The 24,581-nt window shown below is 69.2% G+C and carries 28 protein-coding genes; 18 read left to right on the top strand and 10 right to left on the bottom strand.

Annotated elements, in window-relative coordinates; translation table 11 throughout:
- Window positions 1–65: 65 nt before the first annotated feature.
- From G4G93_RS29945 to G4G93_RS29935, 3 genes are read left to right on the top strand one after another with little or no spacing between them, the layout of a single operon-like run.
- Entirely contained in the window at window positions 66–353 is a 288-nt protein-coding gene (locus tag G4G93_RS29945) for a hypothetical protein (protein WP_165090292.1), read from the top strand.
- Window positions 350–1,654: a Fic family protein gene (locus G4G93_RS29940; RefSeq protein ID WP_165090290.1), complete on the top strand. Its 1,305-nt coding sequence runs from the start codon at window positions 350–352 to the stop codon at window positions 1,652–1,654. Before G4G93_RS29945 ends, G4G93_RS29940 begins: the two co-directional genes overlap by 4 nt.
- 5 nt (window positions 1,655–1,659) lie before the next feature.
- The gene (locus tag G4G93_RS29935; RefSeq protein WP_165090287.1) at window positions 1,660–2,580 is read left to right on the top strand and encodes a hypothetical protein; all 921 of its coding nucleotides are present in this window, start codon (window positions 1,660–1,662) and stop codon (window positions 2,578–2,580) included.
- Between the two features lie 100 nt (window positions 2,581–2,680).
- Here the strand turns inward: G4G93_RS29935 and G4G93_RS29930 are convergent, their stop codons facing one another.
- The 9 genes from G4G93_RS29930 to G4G93_RS36235 all read right to left on the bottom strand — a co-directional run bounded on the left by G4G93_RS29930 (window position 2,681) and on the right by G4G93_RS36235 (window position 10,674).
- Entirely contained in the window at window positions 2,681–3,076 is a 396-nt protein-coding gene (locus tag G4G93_RS29930) for a hypothetical protein (protein ID WP_264051533.1), read from the bottom strand.
- A gap of 14 nt (window positions 3,077–3,090) precedes the next feature.
- Window positions 3,091–6,078, bottom strand: a complete 2,988-nt coding sequence (locus G4G93_RS29925; protein ID WP_165090281.1) for a hypothetical protein — start codon at window positions 6,076–6,078, stop codon at window positions 3,091–3,093.
- The gene (locus tag G4G93_RS29920) at window positions 6,075–6,560 is read right to left on the bottom strand and encodes a hypothetical protein (protein WP_165090278.1); all 486 of its coding nucleotides are present in this window, start codon (window positions 6,558–6,560) and stop codon (window positions 6,075–6,077) included. Before G4G93_RS29920 ends, G4G93_RS29925 begins: the two co-directional genes overlap by 4 nt.
- 8 nt (window positions 6,561–6,568) lie before the next feature.
- Entirely contained in the window at window positions 6,569–6,823 is a 255-nt protein-coding gene (locus G4G93_RS29915) for a hypothetical protein (RefSeq protein WP_165090252.1), read from the bottom strand.
- On the bottom strand, window positions 6,820–8,112 hold the full coding sequence (locus G4G93_RS29910) for a DotG/IcmE/VirB10 family protein (RefSeq protein WP_165090249.1): 1,293 nt from the start codon (window positions 8,110–8,112) through the stop codon (window positions 6,820–6,822). Before G4G93_RS29910 ends, G4G93_RS29915 begins: the two co-directional genes overlap by 4 nt.
- A gap of 9 nt (window positions 8,113–8,121) precedes the next feature.
- The gene (locus G4G93_RS29905; RefSeq protein ID WP_246737106.1) at window positions 8,122–8,988 is read right to left on the bottom strand and encodes a DotH/IcmK family type IV secretion protein; all 867 of its coding nucleotides are present in this window, start codon (window positions 8,986–8,988) and stop codon (window positions 8,122–8,124) included.
- Between the two features lie 275 nt (window positions 8,989–9,263).
- A complete protein-coding gene (locus G4G93_RS29900; RefSeq protein WP_165090244.1) occupies window positions 9,264–9,920 on the bottom strand; it encodes a DotI/IcmL family type IV secretion protein in 657 nt (218 codons plus the stop codon).
- Window positions 9,917–10,204 carry a hypothetical protein gene (locus G4G93_RS29895; protein ID WP_165090242.1) on the bottom strand — a complete coding sequence of 96 codons (288 nt, stop codon included), beginning with the start codon at window positions 10,202–10,204 and terminating at the stop codon, window positions 9,917–9,919. Before G4G93_RS29895 ends, G4G93_RS29900 begins: the two co-directional genes overlap by 4 nt.
- A gap of 2 nt (window positions 10,205–10,206) precedes the next feature.
- A complete protein-coding gene (locus G4G93_RS36235) occupies window positions 10,207–10,674 on the bottom strand; it encodes a hypothetical protein (RefSeq protein ID WP_264051532.1) in 468 nt (155 codons plus the stop codon).
- Window positions 10,675–11,245: 571 nt separating this feature from the next.
- On the opposite strand from G4G93_RS36235, the gene G4G93_RS29885 reads away from it, so the two are divergent.
- Window positions 11,246–11,563: a hypothetical protein gene (locus G4G93_RS29885; protein WP_165090237.1), complete on the top strand. Its 318-nt coding sequence runs from the start codon at window positions 11,246–11,248 to the stop codon at window positions 11,561–11,563.
- The gene (locus G4G93_RS29880) at window positions 11,563–12,129 is read left to right on the top strand and encodes a hypothetical protein (protein ID WP_246737105.1); all 567 of its coding nucleotides are present in this window, start codon (window positions 11,563–11,565) and stop codon (window positions 12,127–12,129) included. The genes G4G93_RS29885 and G4G93_RS29880 overlap by 1 nt, the downstream gene beginning before the upstream one ends.
- A gap of 53 nt (window positions 12,130–12,182) precedes the next feature.
- Here G4G93_RS29880 and G4G93_RS29875 read toward each other — a convergent pair whose 3' ends face one another.
- Entirely contained in the window at window positions 12,183–12,683 is a 501-nt protein-coding gene (locus G4G93_RS29875) for a hypothetical protein (RefSeq protein WP_264051530.1), read from the bottom strand.
- 66 nt (window positions 12,684–12,749) lie between these two features.
- Here G4G93_RS29875 and G4G93_RS29870 point away from each other — a divergent pair, with 66 nt between their 5' ends.
- Genes G4G93_RS29870 through G4G93_RS29810 form a run of 13 tightly spaced genes read left to right on the top strand, consistent with a single transcriptional unit; the run spans window position 12,750 to window position 24,542 of the window.
- The gene (locus G4G93_RS29870; RefSeq protein WP_165090231.1) at window positions 12,750–12,941 is read left to right on the top strand and encodes a hypothetical protein; all 192 of its coding nucleotides are present in this window, start codon (window positions 12,750–12,752) and stop codon (window positions 12,939–12,941) included.
- A 4-nt stretch (window positions 12,942–12,945) separates the two neighbouring features.
- Entirely contained in the window at window positions 12,946–14,082 is a 1,137-nt protein-coding gene (locus tag G4G93_RS29865) for a type IV secretory system conjugative DNA transfer family protein (protein WP_165090228.1), read from the top strand.
- A gap of 3 nt (window positions 14,083–14,085) precedes the next feature.
- Window positions 14,086–15,267, top strand: coding sequence for a type IV pilus twitching motility protein PilT (locus G4G93_RS29860; RefSeq protein WP_165090225.1), 1,182 nt, complete (start codon window positions 14,086–14,088; stop codon window positions 15,265–15,267).
- Entirely contained in the window at window positions 15,248–15,877 is a 630-nt protein-coding gene (locus G4G93_RS29855; RefSeq protein ID WP_165090223.1) for a YcbK family protein, read from the top strand. The genes G4G93_RS29860 and G4G93_RS29855 overlap by 20 nt, the downstream gene beginning before the upstream one ends.
- On the top strand, window positions 15,874–16,119 hold the full coding sequence (locus tag G4G93_RS29850) for a hypothetical protein (protein ID WP_165090220.1): 246 nt from the start codon (window positions 15,874–15,876) through the stop codon (window positions 16,117–16,119). The genes G4G93_RS29855 and G4G93_RS29850 overlap by 4 nt, the downstream gene beginning before the upstream one ends.
- A gap of 35 nt (window positions 16,120–16,154) precedes the next feature.
- Window positions 16,155–16,781: a hypothetical protein gene (locus tag G4G93_RS29845; RefSeq protein ID WP_246737104.1), complete on the top strand. Its 627-nt coding sequence runs from the start codon at window positions 16,155–16,157 to the stop codon at window positions 16,779–16,781.
- On the top strand, window positions 16,778–17,173 hold the full coding sequence (locus G4G93_RS29840; RefSeq protein ID WP_165090215.1) for a hypothetical protein: 396 nt from the start codon (window positions 16,778–16,780) through the stop codon (window positions 17,171–17,173). Before G4G93_RS29845 ends, G4G93_RS29840 begins: the two co-directional genes overlap by 4 nt.
- Complete coding sequence (locus G4G93_RS29835) at window positions 17,170–18,120, top strand: M23 family metallopeptidase (protein ID WP_165090213.1); 951 nt, start codon at window positions 17,170–17,172, stop codon at window positions 18,118–18,120. Before G4G93_RS29840 ends, G4G93_RS29835 begins: the two co-directional genes overlap by 4 nt.
- Complete coding sequence (locus G4G93_RS29830) at window positions 18,120–18,884, top strand: hypothetical protein (RefSeq protein WP_165090211.1); 765 nt, start codon at window positions 18,120–18,122, stop codon at window positions 18,882–18,884. The genes G4G93_RS29835 and G4G93_RS29830 overlap by 1 nt, the downstream gene beginning before the upstream one ends.
- Window positions 18,881–19,903, top strand: a complete 1,023-nt coding sequence (locus G4G93_RS29825) for a hypothetical protein (RefSeq protein WP_165090208.1) — start codon at window positions 18,881–18,883, stop codon at window positions 19,901–19,903. The genes G4G93_RS29830 and G4G93_RS29825 overlap by 4 nt, the downstream gene beginning before the upstream one ends.
- Window positions 19,900–20,898 (top strand): hypothetical protein, encoded by a 999-nt coding sequence (locus G4G93_RS29820; protein ID WP_165090206.1) that lies wholly within the window; start codon window positions 19,900–19,902, stop codon window positions 20,896–20,898. The genes G4G93_RS29825 and G4G93_RS29820 overlap by 4 nt, the downstream gene beginning before the upstream one ends.
- A gap of 8 nt (window positions 20,899–20,906) precedes the next feature.
- A complete protein-coding gene (locus G4G93_RS29815) occupies window positions 20,907–23,198 on the top strand; it encodes a DotA/TraY family protein (protein WP_165090204.1) in 2,292 nt (763 codons plus the stop codon).
- 3 nt (window positions 23,199–23,201) lie between these two features.
- A complete protein-coding gene (locus tag G4G93_RS29810) occupies window positions 23,202–24,542 on the top strand; it encodes a hypothetical protein (protein ID WP_165090201.1) in 1,341 nt (446 codons plus the stop codon).
- The last annotated feature ends 39 nt before the right edge of the window (window positions 24,543–24,581 follow it).

Here is a 24,581-nt window from a genome sequence, read left to right as displayed (position 1 = left end):
CAGGACGGATCGAGAGGATTGCCCGGAGCCGGATGCGGCCGGGCTCATCAGAGGGGACGACACCCATGAGCTATCGCGACCTGCCGGCGCTCGTGACCCGGCGCGAGGAGGCCGTGACCCTGCTCGAGGCCATCGCCGCGGGCGTCGAGGAGAGCGAGTTCGCGCCCTTCGTCGGCGCGATGACGACCGTCGAGGCCGAGCAGGCGCTGGCGATCATGCGTGGATCCGGCAACGAGATGAGCCTGCGCACCCAGTTGGGCGCGTTGCTCGCCGAGGCCGGGCTGGTGACCAACGACGAGGTGTTCGCCGCGCTCGACGCGCGCCGGGCGCTTGGCCGGGGAGAGGCGGCATGAGCGCGGACCCTTACGTCTACGAGGACAGCGACGTCCTGAGGAACCGGGCGCACATCCGGGATCCGGAGGCCCTGGCCGAACGCGAGCAGATCGTCTCGTTCCGGGCGCTGGTCCAGATGCAGAAGGAGCCCGTGCTCGGCCAGTTCGACCAGGCGCACTTCGCCGCCGTGCACAAGCGGCTGTTCGGCCAGATCTACCCGTGGGCGGGCGAGACCCGCACCGTCGAGCTGTGGAAGCCGGAGATCGTCCTCAACGGCCGCAGCGTCGCCTACAGCCCGCCGACCGTGATCGAGCAGCATATGCGGACCGCCCTTGCCAGCCTGAAGCGGGAGGAGCCGGGAAACCTCAAGGAGAGCCGGCCCGCGATCCGTTTCGCCCAGACCATGGCGGCGCTCTGGCAGGCTCACCCGTTCCGGGGGGGCAACACCCGCACCCTTCTGGCGTTCATGGAGCAGTACGCCCGCCACCACAAACAGCCCCTCGACCAGGCCCTCATCAACCGGGTGCCGAGCGAGACCCGCGACGCCCTGGTGCTCGCCACCCGCGGCCAGATCCGGCCCCTCTCCGAGATGGTCCGCAATGCGAGGTACTCGGAGGAGCAGCGCGCCCACCCGGTGCTCGGGCGCCTCTCGGCCGAGGCGTTCGAGGCGACACGCCTGATGGGCGCTCCGCGCATCGTCCTGCCGGAGCCGGGAACCCAGGTCCGCGGGCAGGTGGTCGCGACGAGCTACCACCACGCCCTCGTGCGCGAGGCGCGTCAGATCTCGGCGGTGCCGCTGCACGCCTTCCACGCCATGCCGCAGAACAACCAGCGCGTCGACGTGCGCGTGCTGGCCGAGGGCGAGCGCCTCGATCGCAGTGGGCCGCGCGAGGAAGCGGTGCGCAGCCAGGTCACCGGGCGCGTCCTGATCCCGGCGACCTACCTGCTGCTCGCCGGCCAGGGACCGGAGGATGCGGCGCGCAACCGGATCGAGATCCCCGGTCCGAGCGAGGCCCTGGCCGAAGCCCTGCAGACCCGTGCGCCCAGGGAGATCGCCGCCGAGCCACGGCTGGTCGCCGAGGTGCGCCGGATCGACCAGAGCCTGATCGAGCGGTTCGGCCACCAGGGCTCCGCCCTGCTGGTCGAGGGCAGTGCCGGTGAGGCCAGGACCCTGCTGCCCCCCAACCAGAACCTGGAGGAGATCCGCGCCGTGCTCAAACCGCTGTTCAAGGCGGTGGTCGCGGACGACCGGCTGCAGACGGCGCTCGCCCAGCAGCAGACGCTCGGCCGGGACGAGCCGCAGCTCGGACGCTCGGTATGACCGCTATGACCGCGCTGCATCGCAGGCCGGCCGCGACAGGGAACGCCGGCAAGATCGTCGGCGCCGGCGTGCTCGGCTTCGCCACGCTGGCCATGCTCGGCCTCGTCTGGTGGAGCCTCTCGCCGATCCTCGGGCAGGTCTATGCCGGAATCCGTCTCGCCGAGACCGCCACCCTGTGGCGGTTCACGGGATGGGGCAACTACTTCACCACCATGCCGGCCGGGCAGCCCTTCGCGTTCGTGTCGGTCTACAAATCGAGCGTCGGCTTCGGCCTGGTGGCCACCCTGTTCACGGCGCTCCTCGGCACTCTCGCCTGGCGCAAGCGCAGCCGGGAGCACATCGAGGTCATCATCACCGCGCCACGCGATGGTTTCGCACACGACGCGATCGGCCGGCAGTTCGTCCCGGCTGATCGCCTGGTCAGGCCGCCGGTCACGGAACAGGACCAGCTCAACTCGGTCCTCGCGCCGGCGGCCAATCCGTTCACGGCGCTGCGCGACCTGCGCGACGCCCGCGCGGTGGAGACGGTCGTCGATGACGTCCGCTGGCATCTGGCTGCCGCTCTCTTCCTGACGGTCGACGCGGCGGCGCCACTCAGGGACCGCAAAGCCCGTGATGCCGTCCTCAAGGCCGCCAGGACCGCGGCTGACGGCCATGCCGGAGATCCGGAAGCCGCGATGCCGGCCAGCCTCGTGTCGGTCTTCTCCAGCCACATGCTGGTCGCGCTCACCGATCAGGCCGGACGGGACATGCAGGCGCTCGATCAGGTCCACGGAGTGCTCGGCAGCAAGGAAGATCTGCGGGACGCCATCGAGGCACTGGGCGCCATGGCGCTTGCCGCGAACCGCCTGTTCTTCCCGGACTATGCCTGGCTTCGCCACATCGACCCGAACCTGCAGTCACGGATCACCAGCTACGGGGGATGAGAGAGGTGCGACGAGAGATCTGCGAATAGCTGAGTGCTTCACCAGGGACGCCGAGCGGAGTCTTCGCGATGAAGCCTCCGCTCGGCGCCGGTACTTCGTGTCAGGCATTACCGGTCATGTACGTGGTCACGACCCCGATGATGACACCCAGGATGGTGATGCCCGAGCCGACGATCAGCCCGACCAGCGACCGGCCGGCATCCTCGCGGGCATTGTCGTCCTGCGAGCTCTTGTAGAGCTTCACGCCCGAGATCCCGGCGAGACCGATGCCGACCACCGCGAACAGGATCGTGATGACGATGCCGGCGTTGTTGCCGCCGGTCGCGATGCTCGACGCGTTGAGCTGCGAGCTCTGCGCCTTCTGGCGCGCGGTCTTGAGGATATCCAGCGGTGCCGAGGGATCGCCGGTATTGCCCTGACCCAGGGCCGACATCGCGCTCAGGGTGAGCAGGGTGGCGCTCGCGAGCACCCGGTACTGGATATCCTTGTAACGCACTGGAGCCTCCATCGTCATGCAGCGGTTCTGGATCGGTCGATCGGGGGCCGAGCTTCGCTCATGAGTTCCCCCAGCACTTGATCGACGATCGTCTTGGCGATCCGGTCCTCACCGAACCGCGCCAACGCGGCCACCCGGCCCCACGTCTCGATGGCGGTGCCATCGGGAAAGCGGGCCGCCAGGATGCGCAGCGCCTCGTTGACCGCCATCCGGCGGTACAGCTCGTCCCGCACCAGGCGGTCCTCGGCCTTGGTGGTCAGGGCCCACAGCATCCGGGGGCCCAGAGAATTGTTGAGCACGATCCAGCGCTCGTTATCCCGCACCTTGAACCGGGCGAGCAGGTTGGCGCCGCGCCGGCCCTGCGGGCCGTGCACCTGGCGCTCGAGTGCGGCCTTCACCGCCCCGTCGAAGCCGAAGGTCTTGCGCGCCTGCTCGCGGATCTCGTTCGAGTCGGCGTTCAGCACCAGCACCGTCGAGGCCATGTCGGCGAGCGTGTCGAAATCGGCGAGGAGCTGGCTGACCAGGATCAGCTCCAGGCCCCACTTGCGGCCCTCGCGCGCGTCCGACATCACCTGCTTGGCGATCGTCTCGACGCCGCCGGTCAGGTGATACTCGTCCATGCACAGGCGCTTCGGGGTCTCCGCCACCGCGTGGTAGCGGGCCTCCCAGTAGCGGACGTATTCCGCCCGGAGGCTCGCGTCCGACGGGAAATCCATCTTCGGGATCTCCTCGGCAAACCCGGAGATCTTCGACAGGTAGACGTGCCGCGCGATCATGAACATCAAGGCGTTGGTGCGCTCGGCCTCCGGCGACTTGTGGCGCTGGGCGACGTCCTGCAGGTCGATCGACACCACCCGCGCCTCGCCGAGGTCGAGCTGGGTCCGACGGGCGAAGATCGGGAAGCGCTCGATCGCGGCCTCGAGCGCGCGCTGGACCGCGCGCACCAGCTCGGGCGTGAAGTCCTGCGCCATGATCGGCTCGCCCAGCACCCGGGCGAGATCCTCCAGCACCGGCATGGCGTGACGCTGCGCGCGCTGCGCGTGCGTGTAGAGACGCCTCTCCATCAGCGCGTCGACGATGCGCCACCAGCGCGTCCGCCCGCTCACCTCGATCCGGTGCTCCTTGATCACCCGGTCCAGTTCCGGATCGACGTTCGGCTGGTAGACCGACGGGGAGGACGAGAATTCGAGGTCGCTCTTGAGCTGGTAGAGCCGCGAGATCAGGCGCGGGATCAGCAGCGCGACTTCCGGGCTCGCCACGTTGAGCAGCGTCGTCAGGAAGTTCTCGATGAAGGTGCGTTCTCTTTCGAGCGGCGTGCGCCGGCCGAGACCAAGGTCGAACGGGTTGACGGCGTAGTCGGCGGTGTTGAGCAGCCGCACGTAGTACGCTTCGTGCCGCCGCTCGGGCGGCAGCGCGTTCCTCACAAGCTCGATGAAGCCCGACGAGCTGACGCCGACGTCGATGACCGCGAGGAACGGCAGCGCGGCGCCGGCGCTGAAGGCGGCGAACTCGAAATTCAGCCGGTTCATCAGCACGCTCTTGCCCGAGCCGGGCGTGGCGTAGATGAGCGTCAGCCAGAACAATTGCTCCGCCGACAGCGCCTCGTAGGCGATCGGCTTGCCGTCGGGTGTCAGCAGCAGGGTCTGGCCCTGCTTGAACACCCCCGCCGTGCGGTGGAACGGCAGCATGGCGGCGAGATCGCCGAGCGGTGCGATCGAGCCCGGCGGCACCTCGGCCTGGACCGTCATGCCGGGCACGGTCTCGCACAGGGCGCGCAGCGGGTTGTGGGGCGCGTCGGACATCACCGCCTCGCCCCAGGTCATCAGCCCGCTCATCAGGTAGGAGCGGCGCCGCTCCAGCAGCCCCGGATCCTCGCCCGGCTCGGTCCAGGTGGTGGCGATCACGCGCCCCTTGACGATGGCCTCGCCGTCCTTGTCGACGACGTCCTCCAGCTCGCGCAGAGCCCGGAACAGGTTCCTGTTCGTGGGCGAGGCGAAGGCGAGCAGGCCCGCCAGCACCTTCCTGAGCCGGAAGCCGATATCGGCATCCCGGAGCGCCTCTATGTGGAAACAGACCCGGAACGGCATGTCGGCCGTCTTCGACGCGCTCTCCAGCAGCGTCTCGAGCAGACGGTTGAACGGCAGGATGGTCGACGGGAACATGCGCATGACGGCCAGCGCGTAGCGGCGCCCGCCCATGTCGAGGGCGCGCATGTTGCTGGCGGCCTCGGCGTTCGAGGTCATGATCTGCCGGGCGACCGTCGGGGTGAAGAACTCCGAGACGTCGTCGTCGTGCCGCTCCTTGGCGCCCGGATAGCGCCGTGTGCCCGGCCCGTAGGGCGTCCAGCCGTCGGGGGTCTCGTGGTAGAGCACCGCTGCCCGGATCTGCTCCAGGTCGCGCCGCCGCCCCTGGTCGTCGGGCGAGAGGATCCGTCCCTGCAGGCGCGCCTCGCCGAGCGCCTCCAGGATCCGGCGCACGAAGGCCCCGTGCGGCCCCGCGATCGACCCGAGATGCAGGAACGGGTTCTGCGCGTCGCGGGCCGGGGGCAGCGCCTGCCAGGCCCGGCGGTTCTCGCGCTGCTCGCGGCGGACCTCGTCGGGCGTCCCCGCCGTCGGCCGGGTCCAGGCGGCGAGCAGGATCGTCTCGGCCCGCGCCCGGCCCTCCAGCACGGTCCGGCCCTCCTCGATCAGGGCCTCGACCGACAACGCCTTCTGGCGGGCGCGCCGGCCCTGCTGCGCGACGAACGGATCGAGGATCTTCGTCGTGTTGAGCGAGGACTCGTAGGAGATGGTGATCTGGTGGCCGGGCCGCTTGAGGATCTGCGCGATCCCGCCCGCGAAGCGCTCGACGACGTTGTGGAGGTAATCCTCCCCCGAGATGATCGAGCGGGTGCCGTCGACCTCGATCAGGGTGAGCTGCGAGCCGTCATGGGCGTAGACGACGGCCTCCTCGCGCTCCGGATCGAAGCCGGCGAGATCGCAGAACTTGTCGGCCGTCCTCATGGCGTCCCCCGCAGGATGAGGGCGACCTGGTAGACCGGCACGCTCAGCGCGAAGAGCCAAGCCCCGAGAACCCCCGGGATGGTCGCTCGCAGCAGCGGGGCCGGCCGGACGTGCAGCGCGCAGAAGATCTGGACGCCGGCGAAGGCCATCGCCCCGCACGCGACCACCATGCAGGCGGCGTAGTAGACGTGGACGAGCAGCATGCACGTGATGGCACCGCTCGCGCCCATGAGCAGGCTCTCGTAGAACAGGCCCGTCGTGAACAGGCACGCACCGGCCACGAGGCCGCAAAGGCACAGCGTCGCGGCCAGGTTCCTGTCGGAGGTGACCTGCAGCGCCCAGGCGGGGGCCGCCAGCGCGACGTAGCAGCCGGCGGCGAGCGTGACCGCCACGGCGCCCTGGCTCGCGAGCGGGTGCTCGGCGAGGCAGCGGACCGTGTTGGCGGTCAGGTTGTCGATGAAGACCCAGCTTCCGTCGTTCATCGCGGCGCCTATTCGGCGAAGTAGTAGGAGAGCTGCGCGATCAGGATCGTGCCGCAGGTCATCGCGCTGCCGATGATCGCCGCGACGATCCAGTTCCCCGCCGTGCCGTCGCCGGATGCATTGGCCTGGTAGACCCGCACCAGGGCGTAGCCGGCCAGAAAGGTGCCGGCGACGGCGGCCAGCACGATCAGGAGCCAGGCCAGGACCGGCATGGTGTCGATCAGCCCGCGCAGGACGTCGGCGATCCCCTTCGAGCCGGTCATGGCCGCCTCACGTAGGAGACGGGCAGGGTCTCGGGCCGGTAGCCTGGACCGTAGGCCGGGTCAGGCCCGAACCCGGTGCCGGCGCCGGCCGCGACCCGGGCGGCATCGAGCGGCACCACGACCGGCTGCAGGAAGACGATGCCGATCGGGAAATTCACTGGCGAGGACAAGGTCGGGGGCCGGCTGAACGAGCGCGCCGCCGCGGAGGTCATCGCCTGCCCGACCGGCAGGGTCGCGCCCATGCCGGCGGTGATCCAGTCGATGTTGCGGCCCGACTGCACCGCGAAGCCGTTGCCCAGCACGGTCTGGGTGTTGAGCTGGGTGAGCTGCTGGCCGACCTGGCCGACGCCCTGAAGCAGCCCGGCGACGACGAGGCCGCCGTAGCGTTCGAGCACGTGGTTGTCGACGTCCTCGGCGACGCCCGTGCGGGCCTGGTCGACCGTGATGGCGATCGCCTGCATCGGGCCCTGGCGGCCGTCCTGCAGGATCATGGTGGTGAATCGGATCGAGGCTTGCGTCTGCGAGTAGACGATCTGGCCCATCAGCCGGATGCCGTTGAGCGGACCGGGTTGCTGGCGCTCGTCGAGGTCGACGATGGTGGCGAAGATCGGCGCGCCCGGATCGTCCGAGTTGAATCCCCTGTCGAGCACCGCGTAGGCGACGTCGCCGGCGCGCGCCACGGTCGCGTGCCGCACGCCCGGCCCGAACGGCCCGGTCACCACCGGCGCCGCGGCGGCCCGCGGCTCGGGGGGCTTGGGCCGCTCGCCCTTGGCGAAGGAGCGGACCACGAACCCACCCGGGCTCGGCTTCAGGAGCGCCTTGATCTGCTCGTTGATCGCCGCGACCTGCTCGGGGTCGGCTGTGGGCTGGACCGGCACGTCCTTGTAGACGACCTGCACCACGTCGCGGTCGCGGTAGACGATCCGCTCCTGCACCACGGGCGGGACCGGCTCGACGGGCCTCAGTGCCGGTGGCGGGTTGGCGTCCGGCATCTCGCCGAGCTGCGCGCCCCGGCTCTCGGCGATCACGGTCGGGGCGACGTAGGGCTTGCCGGTGCCGGCCCGCTCGTCCGCGGCCTGCCGGTTCACCCCGGCGCGCCGGTCGGCCTCGGCCTTGCCCACCGGCTGCATCATGTTGTTGACCGGGTTCGGCGTGGTTCCCCGGATCTCGGAGGCGCCCCCGGCCCCCCGGTCGATCCCCGGCGCGTCGGACAGGATGAAGGCGGCCGAGCCGAGCGCGGCCACCAGGACGACGCCACCGAGCGCGGCCGACGTTTTCATGTCGATCATCGCCACCTCCTAGAACTCGATGCTGATGGCGGTCTCGGCGCCGTCGCCCTGCTCGGCGACGAGGCGCGAGGCCGGGCGCAGGAACTCGTAGACCCGGTAGCCGGACGCGGCGTCGGCCGAGGCGACCGGCTGCGGGCTCACCAGCGTGCCCTGGACGCGCACGTACATCCGCTCGCGGTAGAGCCAGGCCTGCGCCCCGTTGGCGACCAGCGCCTGCGCCCCGGCCGGAGGCGTGCCGGCGCCGAACAGGTGCAGCAGCGCCGTCGTGTCGGGCGGGCCAGCGCCCCGGCCCGGGCCAGCCGGCGGCCCGCCGCCCTTGCGCGCCGGGCCGGGGCTCCCCGAGGCCACCTTGACCGGCACGAGCGGCGAGGTGCCGGCCACGCGCACGGTGACCGGGATGTCCACGGTCTCGCTCGACCCGGACAGGATCATCAGGGGGATCGGGTAGGGGACATTCTCCAGCCGGATCAGGATGTTGCCCCAGGTGTCGAACCGGCAGGGCATCAGGTTGATCGAGGTCGGCCGGTCCGATCCGGCCGCCGCCGCGACCTGGCTCGTGCCCATCGCGGCGTCCGTCCCGCAGCCGACGCCGTCCTGCGCGAACAGGCGGGGATCGTAGGCGACCGAGGCGATCGGCCAGGGCGCGCCCTTGGCGTCGACGAAGGTGATCGGGCTCAAGACCCCGTAGGCCAGATGCAGGGTCTCCGGCGCCGCCCGGCCGATCTCCTGCGTCACGCTCAGCAGCCGGGGCTCGGGCCGGGGCATGCGCCCGTCGCGGCCCGGGAAGGTGCCGGCCCCTTGCGCCTCCTGCACCGCGCGGCGGATCTCCGAGATCTCGCCGGGCTTGAGGATCACGCCCTTCGTGCCGCCGAGCATGCGCTGGCGCAGCTCCTCGAGCTCGGCCGGCGTCAGTGGGCGAGGGGCAGGCGGAGGCGCCGACGTTCCCGCCGCACCCACGGGTGGTGTGCCGCCCATGGATGGAGGGCCGGCCGGCGGGACACCCGTCGGGGGCACGCCGGGCGGGCGCCGGACCGCGGCTCCGCCGGCCGACTCGGCCCCTTGCCCAGCCCCTTGCCCCGCCTCATGGGCGCGCGCGGCGGGCGCCGCCCACAGTGCCGCCGCGACCAGGCAGCCCGAGGCCCACACTCGCATCATGGCGCCACCTGACCGGTCAGTTGCTGCGTCGAGATCACCGAGTCGATCGCGATGCCGTTCGGATTGATCGGAGAGGGATCGATCCGCACGATCGTCATCGTCAGGAGACGGCGCTCGACCTTGGTCTCGACGTTGGTGCGATAGAAGATCTGCAAGGGCACTTCGACCCGCCAGTAGTATCGGCCGGATGCCTTGCCTTCCTCGGCAATGTTGGCCGGATCCGTGGTGACGGCTGAGACGGTCTGGTAGCCGAGCACGACTTTCTGGATGATCCCGCTCTCCTGCAGGGCCGCGCGGTAGCGGTCGCGTCCCTTCGGGGTGAACGACTGGCTGAGCGCGTTGTTGATGAGCGCGCGCCAGTTGGCATAGTCGTAGCTGTTCAGCTCGACGGCCGAGGAGACCGCGAATTCTTTCAACCGTGCCTGAGAAATGTTGGGCTCGGAGAGCGGGATCGCCTCGCAGACGGCCTGCGCGTCCGACGTCCAGATGAACTGCTTGATCGGGTAGCGGTAGAAGGCGTTGTAGAACAGCAGCAGGTTGACGACGAGCGAGATGCAGAGAAATACTGCGAGTAGCAGGATCCAGTACCACTGGTTCCGCAGCATCATCCGGCCGGCATCGACCTCGCGGGAGATGAGATCGGCCGACTTCATGGCTCGGACCTTCTGGGTTGCTCCAGCGGCAGGGGCAGTGGGGCGGCCACGGTCCTCACCTCGCAGCCGAACACGCCGCCGTCGGCCACGTAGGGGATCACGTCGGCCCGCGTGAGGCACAGCCAGGTCAGCCACATCATCGCCATGAGCGAGGCGAACACGGCACCCGCGAGGAACGACGCGACCCGCATGTAGCCCACGAGCCGGTCGGCCAGCGCCGAGGGCGACAGGCATCCTTGGGCCGAGGGCATGCTGAACGCCCCGATCGATGCGCGTCGGGCCATCGTCAGCTTCCGGTCAGGACGGCGCGCAGCTTGGCGTCATCGCCCGGCTCGTAGCCGACCATGATCGCCAGCCGCCCGTCCGGGCGCGGCACGAACATGGTGGGAACCCCGGGCCGGAGTTGCGGGGCGGCGGCGAAGATCGAGGCAAAGGCCTCCCGGTTCTCGGCGAGCTTGGCCGCGGTCTCCGGACCGACCGGAGCGGCGGGGGTGAGCTTCGCGTCGAAGGCGCTCTTGAGGGCCGCGACCCGGTCCGGGCTCGCGAGGATCGCTGCCGCCATGCGGTTGCCCGCCTCCGGCTCGCCCAGGACCACGACCGGCACCCAGCGCGCCGCGATCCGGCCGTGCAGGGCGGTGAACGCGGCGTGGCAGTACGGGCAGCGCGGATCGAAGAAGATCGTCGCCACCCGGCCCTCCGGCGTTCCGGCCGGGATGTCGGAGACGGCTTCGAGCTTGGCCAAGGTGTCCGTCACCTGCCGGGCGACCTTCGCGTCCTCGATCGTGGCGTAGGCCGCGGCCGCCGCAGCCGATTGCTGCGACGCAATAGATTGGGGGGCAACCTGAGGGGCGCCGGGGACCAGCCCGGGCGCCGACGGGGTGGTCGGAACGGTCGCCGCGCCTGCCGCAGGGGCCGTCAATGGAAGCGCTGCCACGGACTGATTAGGTGTACCCGCAACGATCTGAACCGAGATCGGAACCCAGTTGTGGGCTGTGGCAAGATAGGCACACGCAACGAGTGATCCGGCCCAGGCCAAGTGTTTGACTGCGTTCTCCATACTGAGTTTGCCTCGTGGAAGTCGCTGAATTCCTGCACGGGGAGCTTATTGCGAAGGTGCGCCCGACGTGTCAAGGAATGGCAAGCATATGAAGAGTCGACCGGCCTAAATCGGGAGTCGTCAGGGTGTCCGTAACACAGTCGCACGCGATGTATATTTTGCATTCAAAAACGATGCATGGGTATATGCTTCATGTCGCTGAGGCTGGTTCGCGTAAGAGCTCCTAGTCAACGCCATGCAGTGCCAACGACAGCGCGGACCACGCAGCGTGGAAACCGGCCCGCAACATTGGGTTCGGTCCGGATCGCGAAACACAACCTTGGCGATTTTACTTAGCGTTGGTTTCGTTTGTGCGGTGCAACACGCTGCTGCCGACCCGGCGCTTCCCGAGGGACAGAAGAAGAGCAGATCGAGATTTGAGTATCATGATGGAAGTGCTGAAGAAAAGCGCCTCTACCGAAGGCCGGATCTCGATATGGACCCGACAAATCTGAAACTGGAGGAGCTGAGGGAGCGTATCAACACGCTGGAAGAGAGATTGGAACGACTGGAATACCAGTCGAATGGTTCTAAAGGGGCGCGGTGATGGCTATTCCGGATCTCGGCAGTCTGCTGGCGTCGCTGGGCGAGGTGTTCCCGCTCTTCGTCAACCTGATCTTTTTGGTCATCGCCCTGCTTGGCATCTGGTATGGCACGTCCGGATTATATGTTCTCTACAATGTGGCTGCGGGAGAATATAAATTCTCCAACCGGCCCGGGACGCTCGATGCCGCCTTCGGCCGGCTCGCGCTGGCGAGCGCCATGATCGTCGCCCCCGTCCTGCTGTGGAAATTCGCCAACTCGTTCGTTCTGGGCGGCGACATCACCTACGGCATGTTCAACTACGGCGCGTCGCCGCGCGGCTCGACCTGCGAGCAGATCCGGCTCGCCGTCACCTATTGCTTCATGTGCCTCGGCGCGCTCGCGTGGCTCGTGGCCGGGACCAAGCTCTACCACGCCACGAGCGGCCAGCCCGGCGGCCCGGGCTCGGCCTTCCTCTACCTCGTCGGCGGCACGCTGGCCTTCTTCATCAACGACGTGGCGCAGCTCGTCGGCAACACGATCAGGATGGACGTGTCGCTCGCGAACGTCTGCACGATGATCGGGGGCTGACGATGCGGTCCCCTGCCCTTCCGACGCTCGCGCCGGACCGCGCGATCCGGCGCTCAACGGTTACGGCGAAACAGGCCGTCGAATTCGGCGGCGAGGTATGCGCCGAGCGGCGCCCGCGCCTCGAACATCCGGCCCTGCTCGAGCTGCCAGGCGCGGTAGCGCGACACCATCGCGGTGGCGCAGACCACGATGCACAGGAGCAGCGCCCCCCACAGCGTGAGCCAGGAATGCGCGTAGACGGCCCACGCGGCGGCCAGCACGCCGATGATCTCGGCCGCCACGAACAGGGTAAAGGCCTGCCGGCGCTCGTGGGCTGCCAGCGCGCGCAGGTCGGCGCCCTCCTGGGCGAAGGTGCGGCCGAGCTCGGCCAGCGCGTATTCCGCGCCGCAGGCGGGGTCGTCGCACCTGCGCCGGTCGAGCGCGTCGGGAACGGCGACGAGCTGGCCGCGCCGGCAATCCGGGCAGGGGGCGTGGGTGCCGCCGAGCACCGTGCCGGTCATGCTCGCGAAGCGTCGGTGCTCCGGCCCGACCCGGCGCGCGAGCCGGTTTCTCACAAACGACCTGATCCCCATGGCTCCCGCTCGTTCAGGATGTTTCTGCGTCCTGTCTTGTGGAACGACATGGACCGCCACGGCAAGGTCAAGACAAACAAAATCTTCAGAGGCATCAGTATGGACAGAAGCCGCGTCGTATCCCTTGTTCAACTGCTTGTCGTGCTGGTCGGGATGTGCGTTCTACTTCCGGCCTGCGTCAGCACGGGCGGCAGCACCTCGGGCCACGTCGATGCCAAGCTGCGCGAGCACGGGATCTAGAGCCATGCGCCTGAAGGGATGGCTCCTCTCCACCGCTCTATGCCTCGCCGGCCATCCGGCCGCGGCCCAGGTCGCCAATATGTACTGCGCCCAGAACCCGGCCGCCTGCGCTCCGGTCTCGACCGGCTACGGCGCGGGCTACGGTGGGGCCTTTGGCGGCTACGCTGCCCCGGGTTACGGTGGCTACGGCGCCGGTTATGGCGGCGGCTACGCCACTCCCGGCTATGGCGGCTACGGCACCGGCTACGGCGGCTACGGCGGGCCCGGCTACGGCGGGTATCCGCCGCCGGGCTATTACGGCCCCGGCGGCATCGCCCAGGCCAACGCCCTCGCCCAGATCGCCAACGGCCCGCGCAGCCTGCCCGGCCAGGACGGCCCGCAGCCCTTCCCGCCCAACCTCGGCGACAACCAGCCGGCGCCCGCGCCGCCGCACCCGGCCAACCCCGATTTCAGCCGCTACTCGGCCGGGGTGTTCGGCGACGCCAACCGCCCGACCAAGGTGGTCCAACGCACGGCACGTTCGACCGGCATCCAGGACGGCTACCGCGAGGAGTCGCGGCGGATCGCCGCCTACCTCGACACGCCCGAGATCAGCGCCCGGCTCGACCAGCGCTACCCGTTCGCGGCGGTGATGGTCGGACCCGACATCGTGGCCCCGGTGGTGTCCGAGCTGCGCGAGGTACGCCAGACCCCGAACCGCACCCTCCTCGTCACCACGCTCGGGAGCTTCGAGATCCTGCGCGACGCGCGGGTCACGGTGCAGCCGCCGAACTGGCGCGACTATCTCACCGTGGCGCCGCCTCCGGAGGCCAAGACGACGTGGACCCCGCCGAAGGGGGATGTGGAGCAGGCCAACTGGGACGTCGGCTACAAGGGCGGCCTGGACGTCGGCGTGGCCCAGGCCAGGGCTGCCTTCGACGACGGCCTGGCGCGGCTCGACCGGGACTTCGCCGGCATGCGCCGCTACCACGACCTCGCCGCGCAGGGCGCGGTCAGCCTGCCGATCGTCAAGACCCGCGCCACCGCCCTCAAGGTCGGCCGGGACGGCCGCTCGGCCGCGGTCGAGCAGCGCCTCCTCAAGATCGTCGTCGCCCCGAAATTCCTCCGCACCGCCTCTGCGGCCGCCGTGGCCGCGGAGTGAGCCATGCTCTGGACCGGCGCCACCCGCTACCCCGAGGAGGACATCGTCGTGCATGGCCGCGACGAGGTCTCCCGCCTCCTCGTCCATGCCGTCGCGATCGACGCCTCGGACGTCATCTTCCAGTCCGGCCGGCCGGTGCTGGCCTCCGTCCACGGCCACCTCTTCGCGCTGACCCGGGTCTGGCTGCAGCCGAGCACGCTCGCGCGCATCGCCACCGAGCTGACCGCGACCGACTCGATCATGTCTAAGCTCTACTCGGGCCAGGACTTTGATCGCGCCATCACGATCGAGGACCGGGCCGGGGCCGTTCGCGAGGTCGCGCCGGTCCGGCACCGGTTCAGGGTCAACGTCACCGCCGGCTACTACGAGGGCGACGTCGGCGTGCAGATCGTCAACCGGTACATCCCGGCCGATCCACCGACCGTCACGACGGTCGGCGTCGAGCCCGAGATCGTCGCGGAATCGACCCCGGCCCAGGGCGCCGTGATCGTGGCCGGCGAGACCGGCTCGGGCAAGACCACGACGCTCGCCGCCCTGATGCGCCGGATCCTCGAGGAGCCGACGCCGATCCACGGCAACATCCTCAGCTACGAGGCGCCGATCGAGTTCGTGTTCGAAGCCGTGGCGTCGGCGACCTGCACCGTCATGCAGCACGAGATCGGCCTGCACCTGCCCTCGTTCGCCGCCGGCGTGCGCAACTCGCTGCGGCGCAAGCCCGCGCTCATCATGGTGGGCGAGCTGCGCGACATGGACACGATCCTGGCCAGCGTCGAGGCGGCCCAGACCGGCCATCCGATCTACACCACGACGCATGCCAACGACGTCGCCCACATCCTGCGCCGGTTGACGCTGAAATTCCCGGCCGACCTCCAGGTCCAAGCCTTCCACGACGTGCTCGCGAGCACGCACCTCCTCGTCTCGCAGCTCTTGGTGCCGCGGGTCGGCGGCGGCCGGGTCTGCCTGCGCGAGTGGCAAGTCCTCACCGACCGGGTCCGGCGCGAGGTGGCCCGGGCCGGCATGGCCGAGGCCGTCGACACCCTGCGGGCGATCATCGGGCGGGGCGAGGACGGCCGCTCGATGAAGGTCACCGTCCTGGCCGCGCTGGAGCAGGGCGCGATCGACGTGAAGACCGCCCGCCGCGTCCTCGACCGCTACGGATACCGCGATGCCCGTCTCGCGGCGTAGCCTGCTCTCCGGCCTCGCGGCGCTCGCCGCCCTGCCCGCCTGCGGGCTCGACCGGGCCTACGCCGCGGCGCTCGCCGGCGCCGTCGCCCTACCCCCGCCCGTGCGGCTGTGGCTACGGCGCGAGGGCACCGGCGAAGAGGTGAGCGCGATCGTCCGGACGCCGGACGGCGACTACGCGCGCGACCTCCTCATGCTGTCCTGGCTCCTGCGCGATGTCCGCGACGCCAGCGCGGCGGTCTGGATCGACCCGCGCCTGTTCGACCTCCTCGCCGCGGTCCAAGGGGCGATGAGCGCGGTCCATGGCGCCGTCGTGCCGCTGATCGTGACCTCCGGCTACCGCACGCCCCGGCACAACGCCGGCCTCGAGGGTGCGGCCCGGGACTCGCTCCACCTCGCCGGCCGGGCGGTCGACCTCAAGGCGGCCGGCTACGCCCCGGACGCCCTGGCGGTCGCCGGCGCGCTCTGCGGCCGCGGCGGGGTCGGGATCTACGCCTCGTTCTGCCACCTCGACATCGGCCAGGCCCGCGCCTGGGCCGGCGGACGCAGGGCGCCGCCGGCCGGGCAGCCGGCGCCCGGCACGCCGATCACGAAGCCGAAGGAGCCCGCATGAGCGATCGCCATCTCCCGTGGCGGTGGTCCGCCGTGCCGCTGCGGTTCTTCGGCCTGCACGGCAGCATCGCGGCCTTCTTCCCCCTGCTGATCGTGACGGGCCTGAGCCGCTACACGTTCATCGCCCTGGCTTTGTACGCGGCGTTCCTGGCCTACTGCAATCATCGCAAGATGGGACCGATGCGGTTCCTCAAATACATCTTTGCGAAATTCATCGAAGGTGGCAAATGGCCCGCGTTCTAGACCCGACTCCGCTCCGGATCCGGATGCGAACTGGCTTGCGCCGCGTCGTCCTCGCCGGCGGGCTCGCGCTCGCCGGCGCCGCTCCGGCCGCGGCCCAGACGAGCGGGAACAACTGCCTGGTGCGCCAGGCGGCCGATGCCGCCGTGCAGCGTCAGATCGCCCTGATCGACGCGGCCAAGGTCAATCCGTCGAGCTTCTTCAACGGCCCGAACTCCTGCATCGCCGGCGATCTCCTGAAGCGCTTCGACCTGTCGAACCTGATCCCGGATCTCAGCGGCTTCCTGACGGGCGCGGCGCAGAACCTGATCTCGTCCGTGATCGACGCGGCCAAGCGGCAGGTCTGCCAGATCCTCGACGATCAGCTCCGGGACACGATCCGCAGCATCAACCAGCAGATGACGAGCTTCCAGAGCTCGATCTCGGGCGACCTGTTCCGGCAGCTCAACGGCTCGATCTCGCCGATCACGCTGCCGAGCATCACCGGGCTCGGCTCCTACAACCACGTCCAGAACTCGGCCTTCGGCTCGGCGCTCAATCTGACCCAGGCCCCGCAAACCCCCGCGCCCGTCGTCGTCCAGCCGGAGGTGGCTCCGTCGGCCTCCACGCCCGGGCTCACGAAACCCGTGCCGTCCAGCGGCGGCTTCGGGGAGATGTTCCAATGATCCGCCGTGTAGCTCTTCTCTCCGCGACCCTGTTCCTGTCAGCCGTTGGCTCTGCGCAGGCCGAGAAGCTCTCCCTGCCAGTGGGTGAATGGGGTCATTCGTCCAATCACGGCCTCGATTGCAGTCCGCCCTTCTTGAAGATCGAGCCTAACCGTGTGGTCAAACGAATCGGAGGCGGGGAGGGACGCTGCCCGGTCAAAAAAATCAAGAAGGACGGTCGATACATTAGAGTCTTCGCTACATGCGAATATGATAAATCAATTCCTGATGAATATCTGATTCAGGGCGATGAAGACGAAGACTCTTTCACTCTGATCGTGAAAGGTCCTACCAAGATCTTGTTTAACAATACCCCTCACGAGCTTTGCGCCTCGGCGGGAGGTGTGAAATGAAACGACATGGTTCGCTTCTTTCAACGATTTTGGCCGCTGTTTTGTCCAGCAGTCAAGCTGTCGCGGGAACCTGCCTTACAGCCGATATTATGAAGCCGGCTGGTCAGCGTGTGTCTTCCCCTTATGGTGTCGACAGGACCGGCCGCCCTGGTGCGTCGGCCGGCTATCACCAGGGCATGGATATCGTAAACAGTGAGGGGGCAGGAACGCCGATCTATTCTGGATCGGCGGGAAGTGTTCGATATCGCCATTTCGGTGGCGGGGGTGTCATTGCCGACGTGGTCTCTGGAGACACACGTTTCTTCTATCTACACATGAACACGACAACGCTCAAAGACGGGCAGTCCGGTCAGCTCGCGGCCGGCGATCAGGTCGGTACGATGGGGTGCAAGGGCATGGATAGCTGTGCCCCACACCTTCATCTCGGCGCGCTCCTCAAGGGTAGTACACTCTCCACCACCGGAACCAATGGTCGGGTCTGGCGCGAGGGTTCACGTAAATCGACGAGCCCATTGACCGGCGACGCGATCAAGGAAGCCCTTCCGCAGGCCTGGTACTTCGTCAACCCGGAACCTTTCCTGCCGCGCCAGATCCCGATCTCAAACAAGTACCCGGACATGGCGGGCGGACCACGCGACACGACGCTGCCGAAGACCTGTGCACCAGGGGCCAACGAGGGCGCTGCCAGCGAGACCGTGTCGCGCTCCGACACCCAGTCGCAGCAGAAAGCGATCGCCAGCGCTGCCGAGAAGGCCAGCGGATCCGAGGACCATGCGGTGAAGGTGGCCAACCAACCCAACCGCAGCCTCTACATCGAGCTCGCCCGCATGAACGCGACCGAGCTGACCGCCAACACCTTCGACTACGACGCGCAGATTGACGCCGCGCTCGCCCAGCTCGTCGCCCTCTACGCCCTCGACGCGCGTCCCGTGGAGGGCCGGCCGTGATGCGCCAGCTCTCCCCCCTCCTTCCGGCATGCGCCGTCCTCGCCACCGCGCTGACAGTCCCGGCCCAGGCGCAGGGGCTCTTCCCGCAATGGGAGATCTCCCTGCAGCGGCTGTTGTCCGGCATGAAGGTGTCCGGGGCGCAGTCGAGCGCCACCGCGCTCCAGACCACCAACGGCCACAAGGCGGCGGCCGAGGCCGCGGCCTCGACTCTGGTGAGCCAGGACAACGCCCTGCGCCTCGCCCGGGCCCAGCACCAGTACGGCTACGATACCGGCACCGGCTACGCCGCCTGCTCGATTGCGCAGGGCCTCTCGGACGAGCGGGACAGCGCGACATCGGCAGCGGCGGTCCGCCAGGCATTCCGCCAGGCCGACCAGCGCTGGCTGACCAGCGGTGGGGACGCCGCCGCGCGCATGGGCGACACGCTCGAGCAGCGTCGGACCTTCTACTGCTCGCCCTCCGAGCAGGCCACGGGCTGGTGCACCGGCGCCAAGCCAGGCGGCTACGGCGCGGGCGACTCCGACGCCGCGCCCTGGCTGTTCAACCGTGATTACGGCGCCGAGGAGGTGATGACGGCGGCCGACTACCTCGACACCGTTGCCCCGCTACCCACGGTGAAACCCACCCCCACCAACGCGGAGGAGGATGCCGCCTTCGTCCAGGCCCGGCGCCAGGGCGCGATCATGAGCGGGGCTCGCGCCAACCTCGTCGGCGTCCTCGTCGGCGGCATGGGCGGTGACAGCCGCCAGGGCAGCACGCCATGACGCGTCGCACCGCCATTGCCCTCACCGGACTCGGCGCCATCGTCGCGGCGATCGGCGGCGTCATCCCGGCCGAGGCCCAGACCTGCTTCGGGGTCGAGTACCGCGTGAACGGCGCGACCACCGCCCTGACCACGGCGATCGCGGGCGCGATCACCACCACCGAGGCCGCCCTGGTCGCACAGGAAATCGCCGAGCGGGCGCGGCTCCTGTCCGCCGTCAAGGTGTTGACGGCCCAGTCTGCTGCCGGCTCCGATCAGGTCAGCAACGGCTTCCGCGCCTCGAGCGAGGCGCTGGCTACCACCGTGGTCACGCAGGAACAGCGCCAGGCCGTGGCGCTCGCCGCCCACCGCTACGGCTCGGTCGGCTACGACCCGTGCGGGTCGAACACCAAGGCCCAGGCGCTCTATACCGCGATGACGGGCTCCCCTGCTGTCCGCCGGCAGATCGTCACGCCGGTCCGGGCCCAGCCCGGCCGCTACGCCGACCCGAAGGATTGGGTCGCCGACGTGAAATCCGGTGACGCGCCGGACGGGGCCTCGCTCTACAGCGGCGACGCCGCGGCCGCCTCGAAGTTCATCAACGCGATCGTCGGTCCGCCCGACCCGCAGCCGCGGATCGGCGCCACGACCGCCACCACCGATCTCGCCAAGCTGGAGAAGACCGGCCGGGACACCTACCGCTCGATGACGGCGGTCGTGCTCGCCGACATCGCCGCCGACTACCGGGCCGACGGCCCGGTCGCGAAGGCCCGGGCCCTCTCCACGCACTGGCAGGGCAACGACGGCGGCGCGGCGTGGGCCGCCGGCGTCGCCGGCCAGCACGACCGCGGCATCATCCAGGACGCGGTGCGGATGGAGGCGGCCAACCTCGCCCTCCTCTCCCACCAGATCAAGCGCGGCATGCGCACCGAGGCCACGGCCGCGGCGCTGCTGCTCGCCATGGTCAACGCCCGCATCACGAACAGCGTCCCCGCGCCCGGCCGCCGGCCCTCCACCCCAGCGAGCTTCCAGACGCCATGATGAAGCCGGCTCTCCTCGCCGCGTCCGTCGCCGCCCTCAGCCTTGCCGTCGCCGCGCCGGCGGTGGCGCAGAGCTGCTTCGTGGCCGATCCGATCTGGATCGCGGGCCACAACAGCGCCACCACCACCCTGACCGCCCGGGTGACCACCATGGGCACCACCGTCGCCACGCAGCGCAGCCTCACCCTGGAGATGCTGCTCTCGGCGATGAAGGTGCAGACGGCCCAGACCTCGACCAACGGCGCGCGCGAGGTCAACCTCGTCAGCAACACCCAGCAGGCCGTGGCCGCCACCCTGTCCCAGGTCGCCCAGCGCCGCGCCCTGGTGGATGCCCGCGAGCAGTATGCGATCGACACCGGCCAGGGGGTGAACGCCTGCGGCTCGATCGACCTGATGAACGCGACCAACCGGGCCATGGGCACCATCACCATGACCGGCCGGGAGACCTATCGTGGCCTCGACGTGGCGCCGGGCAAGAACACCCCCCTCCCCCAGGCGACCCGCGACCGGCTGCAGGATCCGACCAGGACGGACGCGGCGGTACTCCTCGATCCGGCCGCCAGCGACGACGACCGCAAGGCGGTGATCCAGGCCATGGCCGGCCTGCCGATGCCCAAGCCGACGGCGGCGATGCCGGGCGCCGAGGCCGACCTGATGATGCTCAAGGCGCGCCGAGTCGAGGCCCTGCGCTCGCCCGCCCTCGTCTCGCTCAGCGCCGTGCGGGCGATGTCCTCGGCCGAGGGGCACGAGGTCGGAAGTGCCGCCCCCTCCCCGCTCGCCCAGCTCGACGCGCTGATCGGCCAGTACGGCGGCGGTCCGCAATATGAGGCGTGGTCGGCCGGGCTCGCCGGCCAGTCCGAGCACGGGCTGCTCATCGAGCTCACCCGCATGCGCTCGATGGCGCTGGCGCTGCGCCAGCAGCTCATCGAGCAGCAGGCCCGTATCGCGGCCTTGTTCGGCACCATCCTGGCCGTGCAGGCCGGCGGCAACCTGTAGAGGCGCCCATGCTCCGCAGGATCTCGCCCGCCGGCCGCCTCGCCAGGATCCTGGCCGCCGCCGGCAGCCTCGCCCTCCTTGCCGCGACGGCCGCCCAGGCCCAGACCACGGGCAAGGAGATCTTCACGCCGGTCCAGAACGACCTGGCGCTGGTGAACCTGCGCAAATTGCTCGGCTGCGTGGTCGACGGCGTCTGGACCGCCGCCACCTGCACCGACGACCGGCCGCTCACCGTCGCGTTGGGGTATTTCAACGTCGGCTGCCTGATCGTCGCGACGATCCTCGCCTGCTACCTGCTCTACTCGCTCGTCGCCGACACGGCCAACGACGGCGAGGCGTTCGGGCGCGGATCGAGCGCCAGGTACACCCTGCTGCGGGTGATCACCGGCGCCATCCTCAGCCTGCCGATCAAGAGCGGCCTGTCGCTCGTGCAGATCCTGGTGGTGCAGATCGCCGTCTGGGGCTCCGGGTTCGGCGACACCCTCTGGACCCGCGTCGCCGGCACCCAGCTCACCGGCATGTACGGCACGCTCGCCCAGCCGAGCCAGCAACTCGGCGACTTCACGCTGCGCGGCAAGCTCGCCGACGCCCTCCAGGGGCGGCTCTACGGCCATGTCTGCGCCCAGGCGCTGCAGAAGTACGCCACCAACGTGTCGGGTCGCGACGATGCCGCCTCGATCCGCTCGGAGACGACGACGGACAGCGCCCTCTGGGGCCTGTCCAGCGCCCGGTCCACGACCTACCACTTCATCGACGCCAACGGCTATTTCCGCAAGTCGAACAACCTCTGCGGCGGCATCGTCCACGAATACACCAAGATCAGTCCCAACCTGACCGACTCCAACGACGCCAGCACCACCCGTATGCTCCTCGACCTGGCCGAGCAGCAGAGCCAGCGCTCGTTCCAGGCGGCGCTCAACAGCCTCGACGGCGCGGCGAGCGGCATCGCCAGCACCATCACCTCCGGCAGCCGCGACGACGTGGCGATCAAGGGCCGCATCAAGGACGCGCTCGACGCGGCCTACGACACCGCCAGCCAGAGCCTGACCCAGAGCAACAACGCTCAGCTCGACACCGCGCTGCGCAACTACCTCTCGAACACCGCCGACAACGGCTGGCTCTCGGCCGCGCTGTGGCAGCGCTCGATGAGCCTAGTCCAGGTCAAGCTCCTCGTCGCCTCGGCTGGAGCTGCCGGCTCGATCCGGGTCGTGCCCCCCGCCAACATCAACGCCTACATCCCCTACTTCGGGCACAGCGCCTACGCGCCGCTCGCCGAGGAGGCGCAGCGCAACCTCTCCTACGTCGCGAGCTTCGGCGGCTACATCGCCGCCCAGGGCTCGGGCAGCATCGCCCGCGTCACGAGCGACAACCCCGCCGCGCAGAACGACCCGCCGAACCGGTTCGCGAAAGGTCTGGCGGCGATCTACTCGGGCATTCTCTCGATCATCAGCAGACCCGAGAGCACCACGTGGAAAGACCCGGTCCTCGAGGTGCAGGAGGTTGGTCAGACCATCGCCAATTTCGGATTAGTGTCGACGGCTGCAGGAATTTCATTTGACTTGACCGACTGGACGATGGGGTTCTTCAAGGTCGGTGACGACAACGCGGTGAGGCAAGTGATCCAGGGAGCCGCAGGGTTCCTGTATTTCCTCGCCGCGATCCTGTTCGCCGCCGCCTTCATGCTGATCGGCCTCGTGCCGTTCGTGGTGATCGTCCACTTCCTGATGGCGACCTTCAACTGGTTCCTCGTCGTCGCCGAGGCGATGATCGCCGTGCCGATCTGGCTGCTCACCAAGTTCATGCCGGCCCGATCCGACTCCTTCGTCGGCAACAGCGGGCAGGGCTACATGTTCTTCCTCGGCATCCTGCTCCGGCCGCCCCTGATCGTGATCGGCCTGCTCGTCTCACTCCTGCTGATGCGGGTCGGGATCGACATCACCAACATCTTCTTCCGCGGCGCGCTCGCGATGATCGCGCCGGACGGAACCATCGCCTACGCCATGGTCGGCACCGCCGGACTGTTCGTCTACGCCGTCGTCCTGTTCTCGATCGTCATGCTGGCCGCCGGGCAGATCAGCGCCCTGCCCGAGACCGTGCTCTCCTGGATCGGGGCGCAGATCGAGCGCCGCACCGGTAACGCCACCGCGGTGGCTGCGGCCGGCATCGTCATGCCGAACTCGCCCAACCAGATCGCGGGCGGCCGCACGCATCGCACCATGGCGGGGATGATCTCGGGCTCGCGCAAGGGCGCGACCATGCTGTCGCAGATGCGCGGCAAGGATGGCGGCAAGGGGAACTGAGTGATGAACGACGCAACCCCCAAAGAGATCGCGACCCATTTCGGGATCGCGACCGCCCTCTCCTTCTCGGCGATCGCCGCCCCGTTCGTGCCGGAGACGATCCTCGCTTACGCGGGATACCGCTACCTGCGCCACTTCACCTACGGGTGGCGCACCTGGCGAGCGCCGGCACGTGTGCCGCTCCATCTCGGCCGGCGCGGCTACCGCGATGAGACCACGCGCCGGCGCGGCGACGCTTCCTGGCCGATCGGCCTTGCCGCCACCGGCCAAGTCTGGCTTCGGCGCGAGGACCTCGTCCAAGGCCTGTCCATCAACGGCGACGATCCGCGATGGCAGGAGCAGGCAATCTGCAGCCTCGCCCTCGGCGCCTGTATCAATCGCATGGGCGCCATCGTCGTTCAGAGTGTCAAGCAGCCAATGCTGACCGGGCGCCTCGCCGAGGTGGCGAGGCCCTACGGCCGGGACAACGAGATCTATTCCATCGATCTCCAGGCTGTGCCGCGACCGCCGCTGCGGATCGCGCCTTCGACCCTGGCCTCTGCCGTCACGGATCTGGGCCTCGGGCCCGACGCCGGCGCCGTGAATCAGGCGTTGATGCCGATCCTCGAGATGCTCGGCGCCCGCCACCAGATGAACCCGCTCTCGCTCTACGAGGCTTTCATCGACGAAGCCGCGCTCGGCCGTCTGGTCAACGGGGAGTACGAGATCGGCGGCGACGAGGTCAGCGCTGCACGCCTCTCCTCCTCGGATGGCGCCGCCCTCAGGGCGGCCATCAAACCGCTCAAGGAGCTCAAGGACGAGACGCGCGCGAACGGGCGCAAGGCCCTCGCTGTTCATGCCCGGGAGATCGCGGGCCTGACCAGCGTCTCTCTCTCCGAGGGCTTCGAACTGCGCTCCGCCCTGTCCACGGGCGGGCTAGTCTGTATCCGCCCGTCATCGGCTCTCACCACCGCTCTCGTGATCGCGCGCTGCGTCGAGGCTCTCGCGGAGGGCAAATCGGGACACGCCGCGACCGCCCTCATTCACGTCGTCTACCCCGAGGCGCTGTCGGGCGCGTCAGCAAGGCGCTTCCGCGCCGCCGCCATGCAGGCCGGTGCGATCAGCAGCCTCTCTCTCCCCGCGAGATCGGCGAATCACGTCTACAAGGCCACCCGGAACATCGGCGCCGTCAGCATCCAGGAAAAGCCATCGGCCCCCGCCCCTGACGGCACGCCTCTGGGCGGCAAGATCACCTCTGCGATCAAGGAGTGCTTATTCACGCTGGACATCCAGCTTCCTAAAGCGCCGACGCCACAAGCTGTGAATGCTCTCACAGATGCAGATGTGCGCCGAAAATACGCTTGAGTCACATCCAATGGGCGAATCCGGTTGACTCTTTCGAGC

The organism is Methylobacterium sp. DB0501, from assembly GCF_011043735.1.
In the GTDB taxonomy this organism is placed as follows: Bacteria; Pseudomonadota; Alphaproteobacteria; order Rhizobiales; family Beijerinckiaceae; genus Methylobacterium; species Methylobacterium alsaeris.
This window is presented reverse-complemented; position numbering and strand designations above follow the sequence as displayed.

What these genes read in the sequence shown, in the direction of transcription:
- G4G93_RS29925 (WP_165090281.1), bottom strand. Translation starts at nt 6,078, where the DNA reads ATGAGGACGGCCGACAAGTTCTGCGATCTCGCCGGCTTCGATCCGGAG.
- G4G93_RS29910 (WP_165090249.1), bottom strand. Translation starts at nt 8,112, where the DNA reads ATGATCGACATGAAAACGTCGGCCGCGCTCGGTGGCGTCGTCCTGGTG.
- G4G93_RS29905 (WP_246737106.1), bottom strand. Translation starts at nt 8,988, where the DNA reads ATGCTCGGCGGCACGAAGGGCGTGATCCTCAAGCCCGGCGAGATCTCG.
- G4G93_RS29945 (WP_165090292.1), top strand. Translation starts at nt 66, where the DNA reads ATGAGCTATCGCGACCTGCCGGCGCTCGTGACCCGGCGCGAGGAGGCC.
- G4G93_RS29850 (WP_165090220.1), top strand. Translation starts at nt 15,874, where the DNA reads ATGAGCGATCGCCATCTCCCGTGGCGGTGGTCCGCCGTGCCGCTGCGG.
- G4G93_RS29830 (WP_165090211.1), top strand. Translation starts at nt 18,120, where the DNA reads ATGCGCCAGCTCTCCCCCCTCCTTCCGGCATGCGCCGTCCTCGCCACC.
- G4G93_RS29835 (WP_165090213.1), top strand. Translation starts at nt 17,170, where the DNA reads ATGAAACGACATGGTTCGCTTCTTTCAACGATTTTGGCCGCTGTTTTG.
- G4G93_RS29860 (WP_165090225.1), top strand. Translation starts at nt 14,086, where the DNA reads ATGCTCTGGACCGGCGCCACCCGCTACCCCGAGGAGGACATCGTCGTG.
- G4G93_RS29935 (WP_165090287.1), top strand. Translation starts at nt 1,660, where the DNA reads ATGACCGCGCTGCATCGCAGGCCGGCCGCGACAGGGAACGCCGGCAAG.
- G4G93_RS29825 (WP_165090208.1), top strand. Translation starts at nt 18,881, where the DNA reads ATGACGCGTCGCACCGCCATTGCCCTCACCGGACTCGGCGCCATCGTC.
- G4G93_RS29915 (WP_165090252.1), bottom strand. Translation starts at nt 6,823, where the DNA reads ATGACCGGCTCGAAGGGGATCGCCGACGTCCTGCGCGGGCTGATCGAC.
- G4G93_RS29895 (WP_165090242.1), bottom strand. Translation starts at nt 10,204, where the DNA reads ATGGCCCGACGCGCATCGATCGGGGCGTTCAGCATGCCCTCGGCCCAA.
- G4G93_RS29880 (WP_246737105.1), top strand. Translation starts at nt 11,563, where the DNA reads ATGGCTATTCCGGATCTCGGCAGTCTGCTGGCGTCGCTGGGCGAGGTG.
- G4G93_RS29810 (WP_165090201.1), top strand. Translation starts at nt 23,202, where the DNA reads ATGAACGACGCAACCCCCAAAGAGATCGCGACCCATTTCGGGATCGCG.
- G4G93_RS29870 (WP_165090231.1), top strand. Translation starts at nt 12,750, where the DNA reads ATGGACCGCCACGGCAAGGTCAAGACAAACAAAATCTTCAGAGGCATC.
- G4G93_RS29840 (WP_165090215.1), top strand. Translation starts at nt 16,778, where the DNA reads ATGATCCGCCGTGTAGCTCTTCTCTCCGCGACCCTGTTCCTGTCAGCC.
- G4G93_RS29940 (WP_165090290.1), top strand. Translation starts at nt 350, where the DNA reads ATGAGCGCGGACCCTTACGTCTACGAGGACAGCGACGTCCTGAGGAAC.
- G4G93_RS29815 (WP_165090204.1), top strand. Translation starts at nt 20,907, where the DNA reads ATGCTCCGCAGGATCTCGCCCGCCGGCCGCCTCGCCAGGATCCTGGCC.
- G4G93_RS29900 (WP_165090244.1), bottom strand. Translation starts at nt 9,920, where the DNA reads ATGAAGTCGGCCGATCTCATCTCCCGCGAGGTCGATGCCGGCCGGATG.
- G4G93_RS29820 (WP_165090206.1), top strand. Translation starts at nt 19,900, where the DNA reads ATGATGAAGCCGGCTCTCCTCGCCGCGTCCGTCGCCGCCCTCAGCCTT.
- G4G93_RS29865 (WP_165090228.1), top strand. Translation starts at nt 12,946, where the DNA reads ATGCGCCTGAAGGGATGGCTCCTCTCCACCGCTCTATGCCTCGCCGGC.
- G4G93_RS29920 (WP_165090278.1), bottom strand. Translation starts at nt 6,560, where the DNA reads ATGAACGACGGAAGCTGGGTCTTCATCGACAACCTGACCGCCAACACG.
- G4G93_RS29855 (WP_165090223.1), top strand. Translation starts at nt 15,248, where the DNA reads ATGCCCGTCTCGCGGCGTAGCCTGCTCTCCGGCCTCGCGGCGCTCGCC.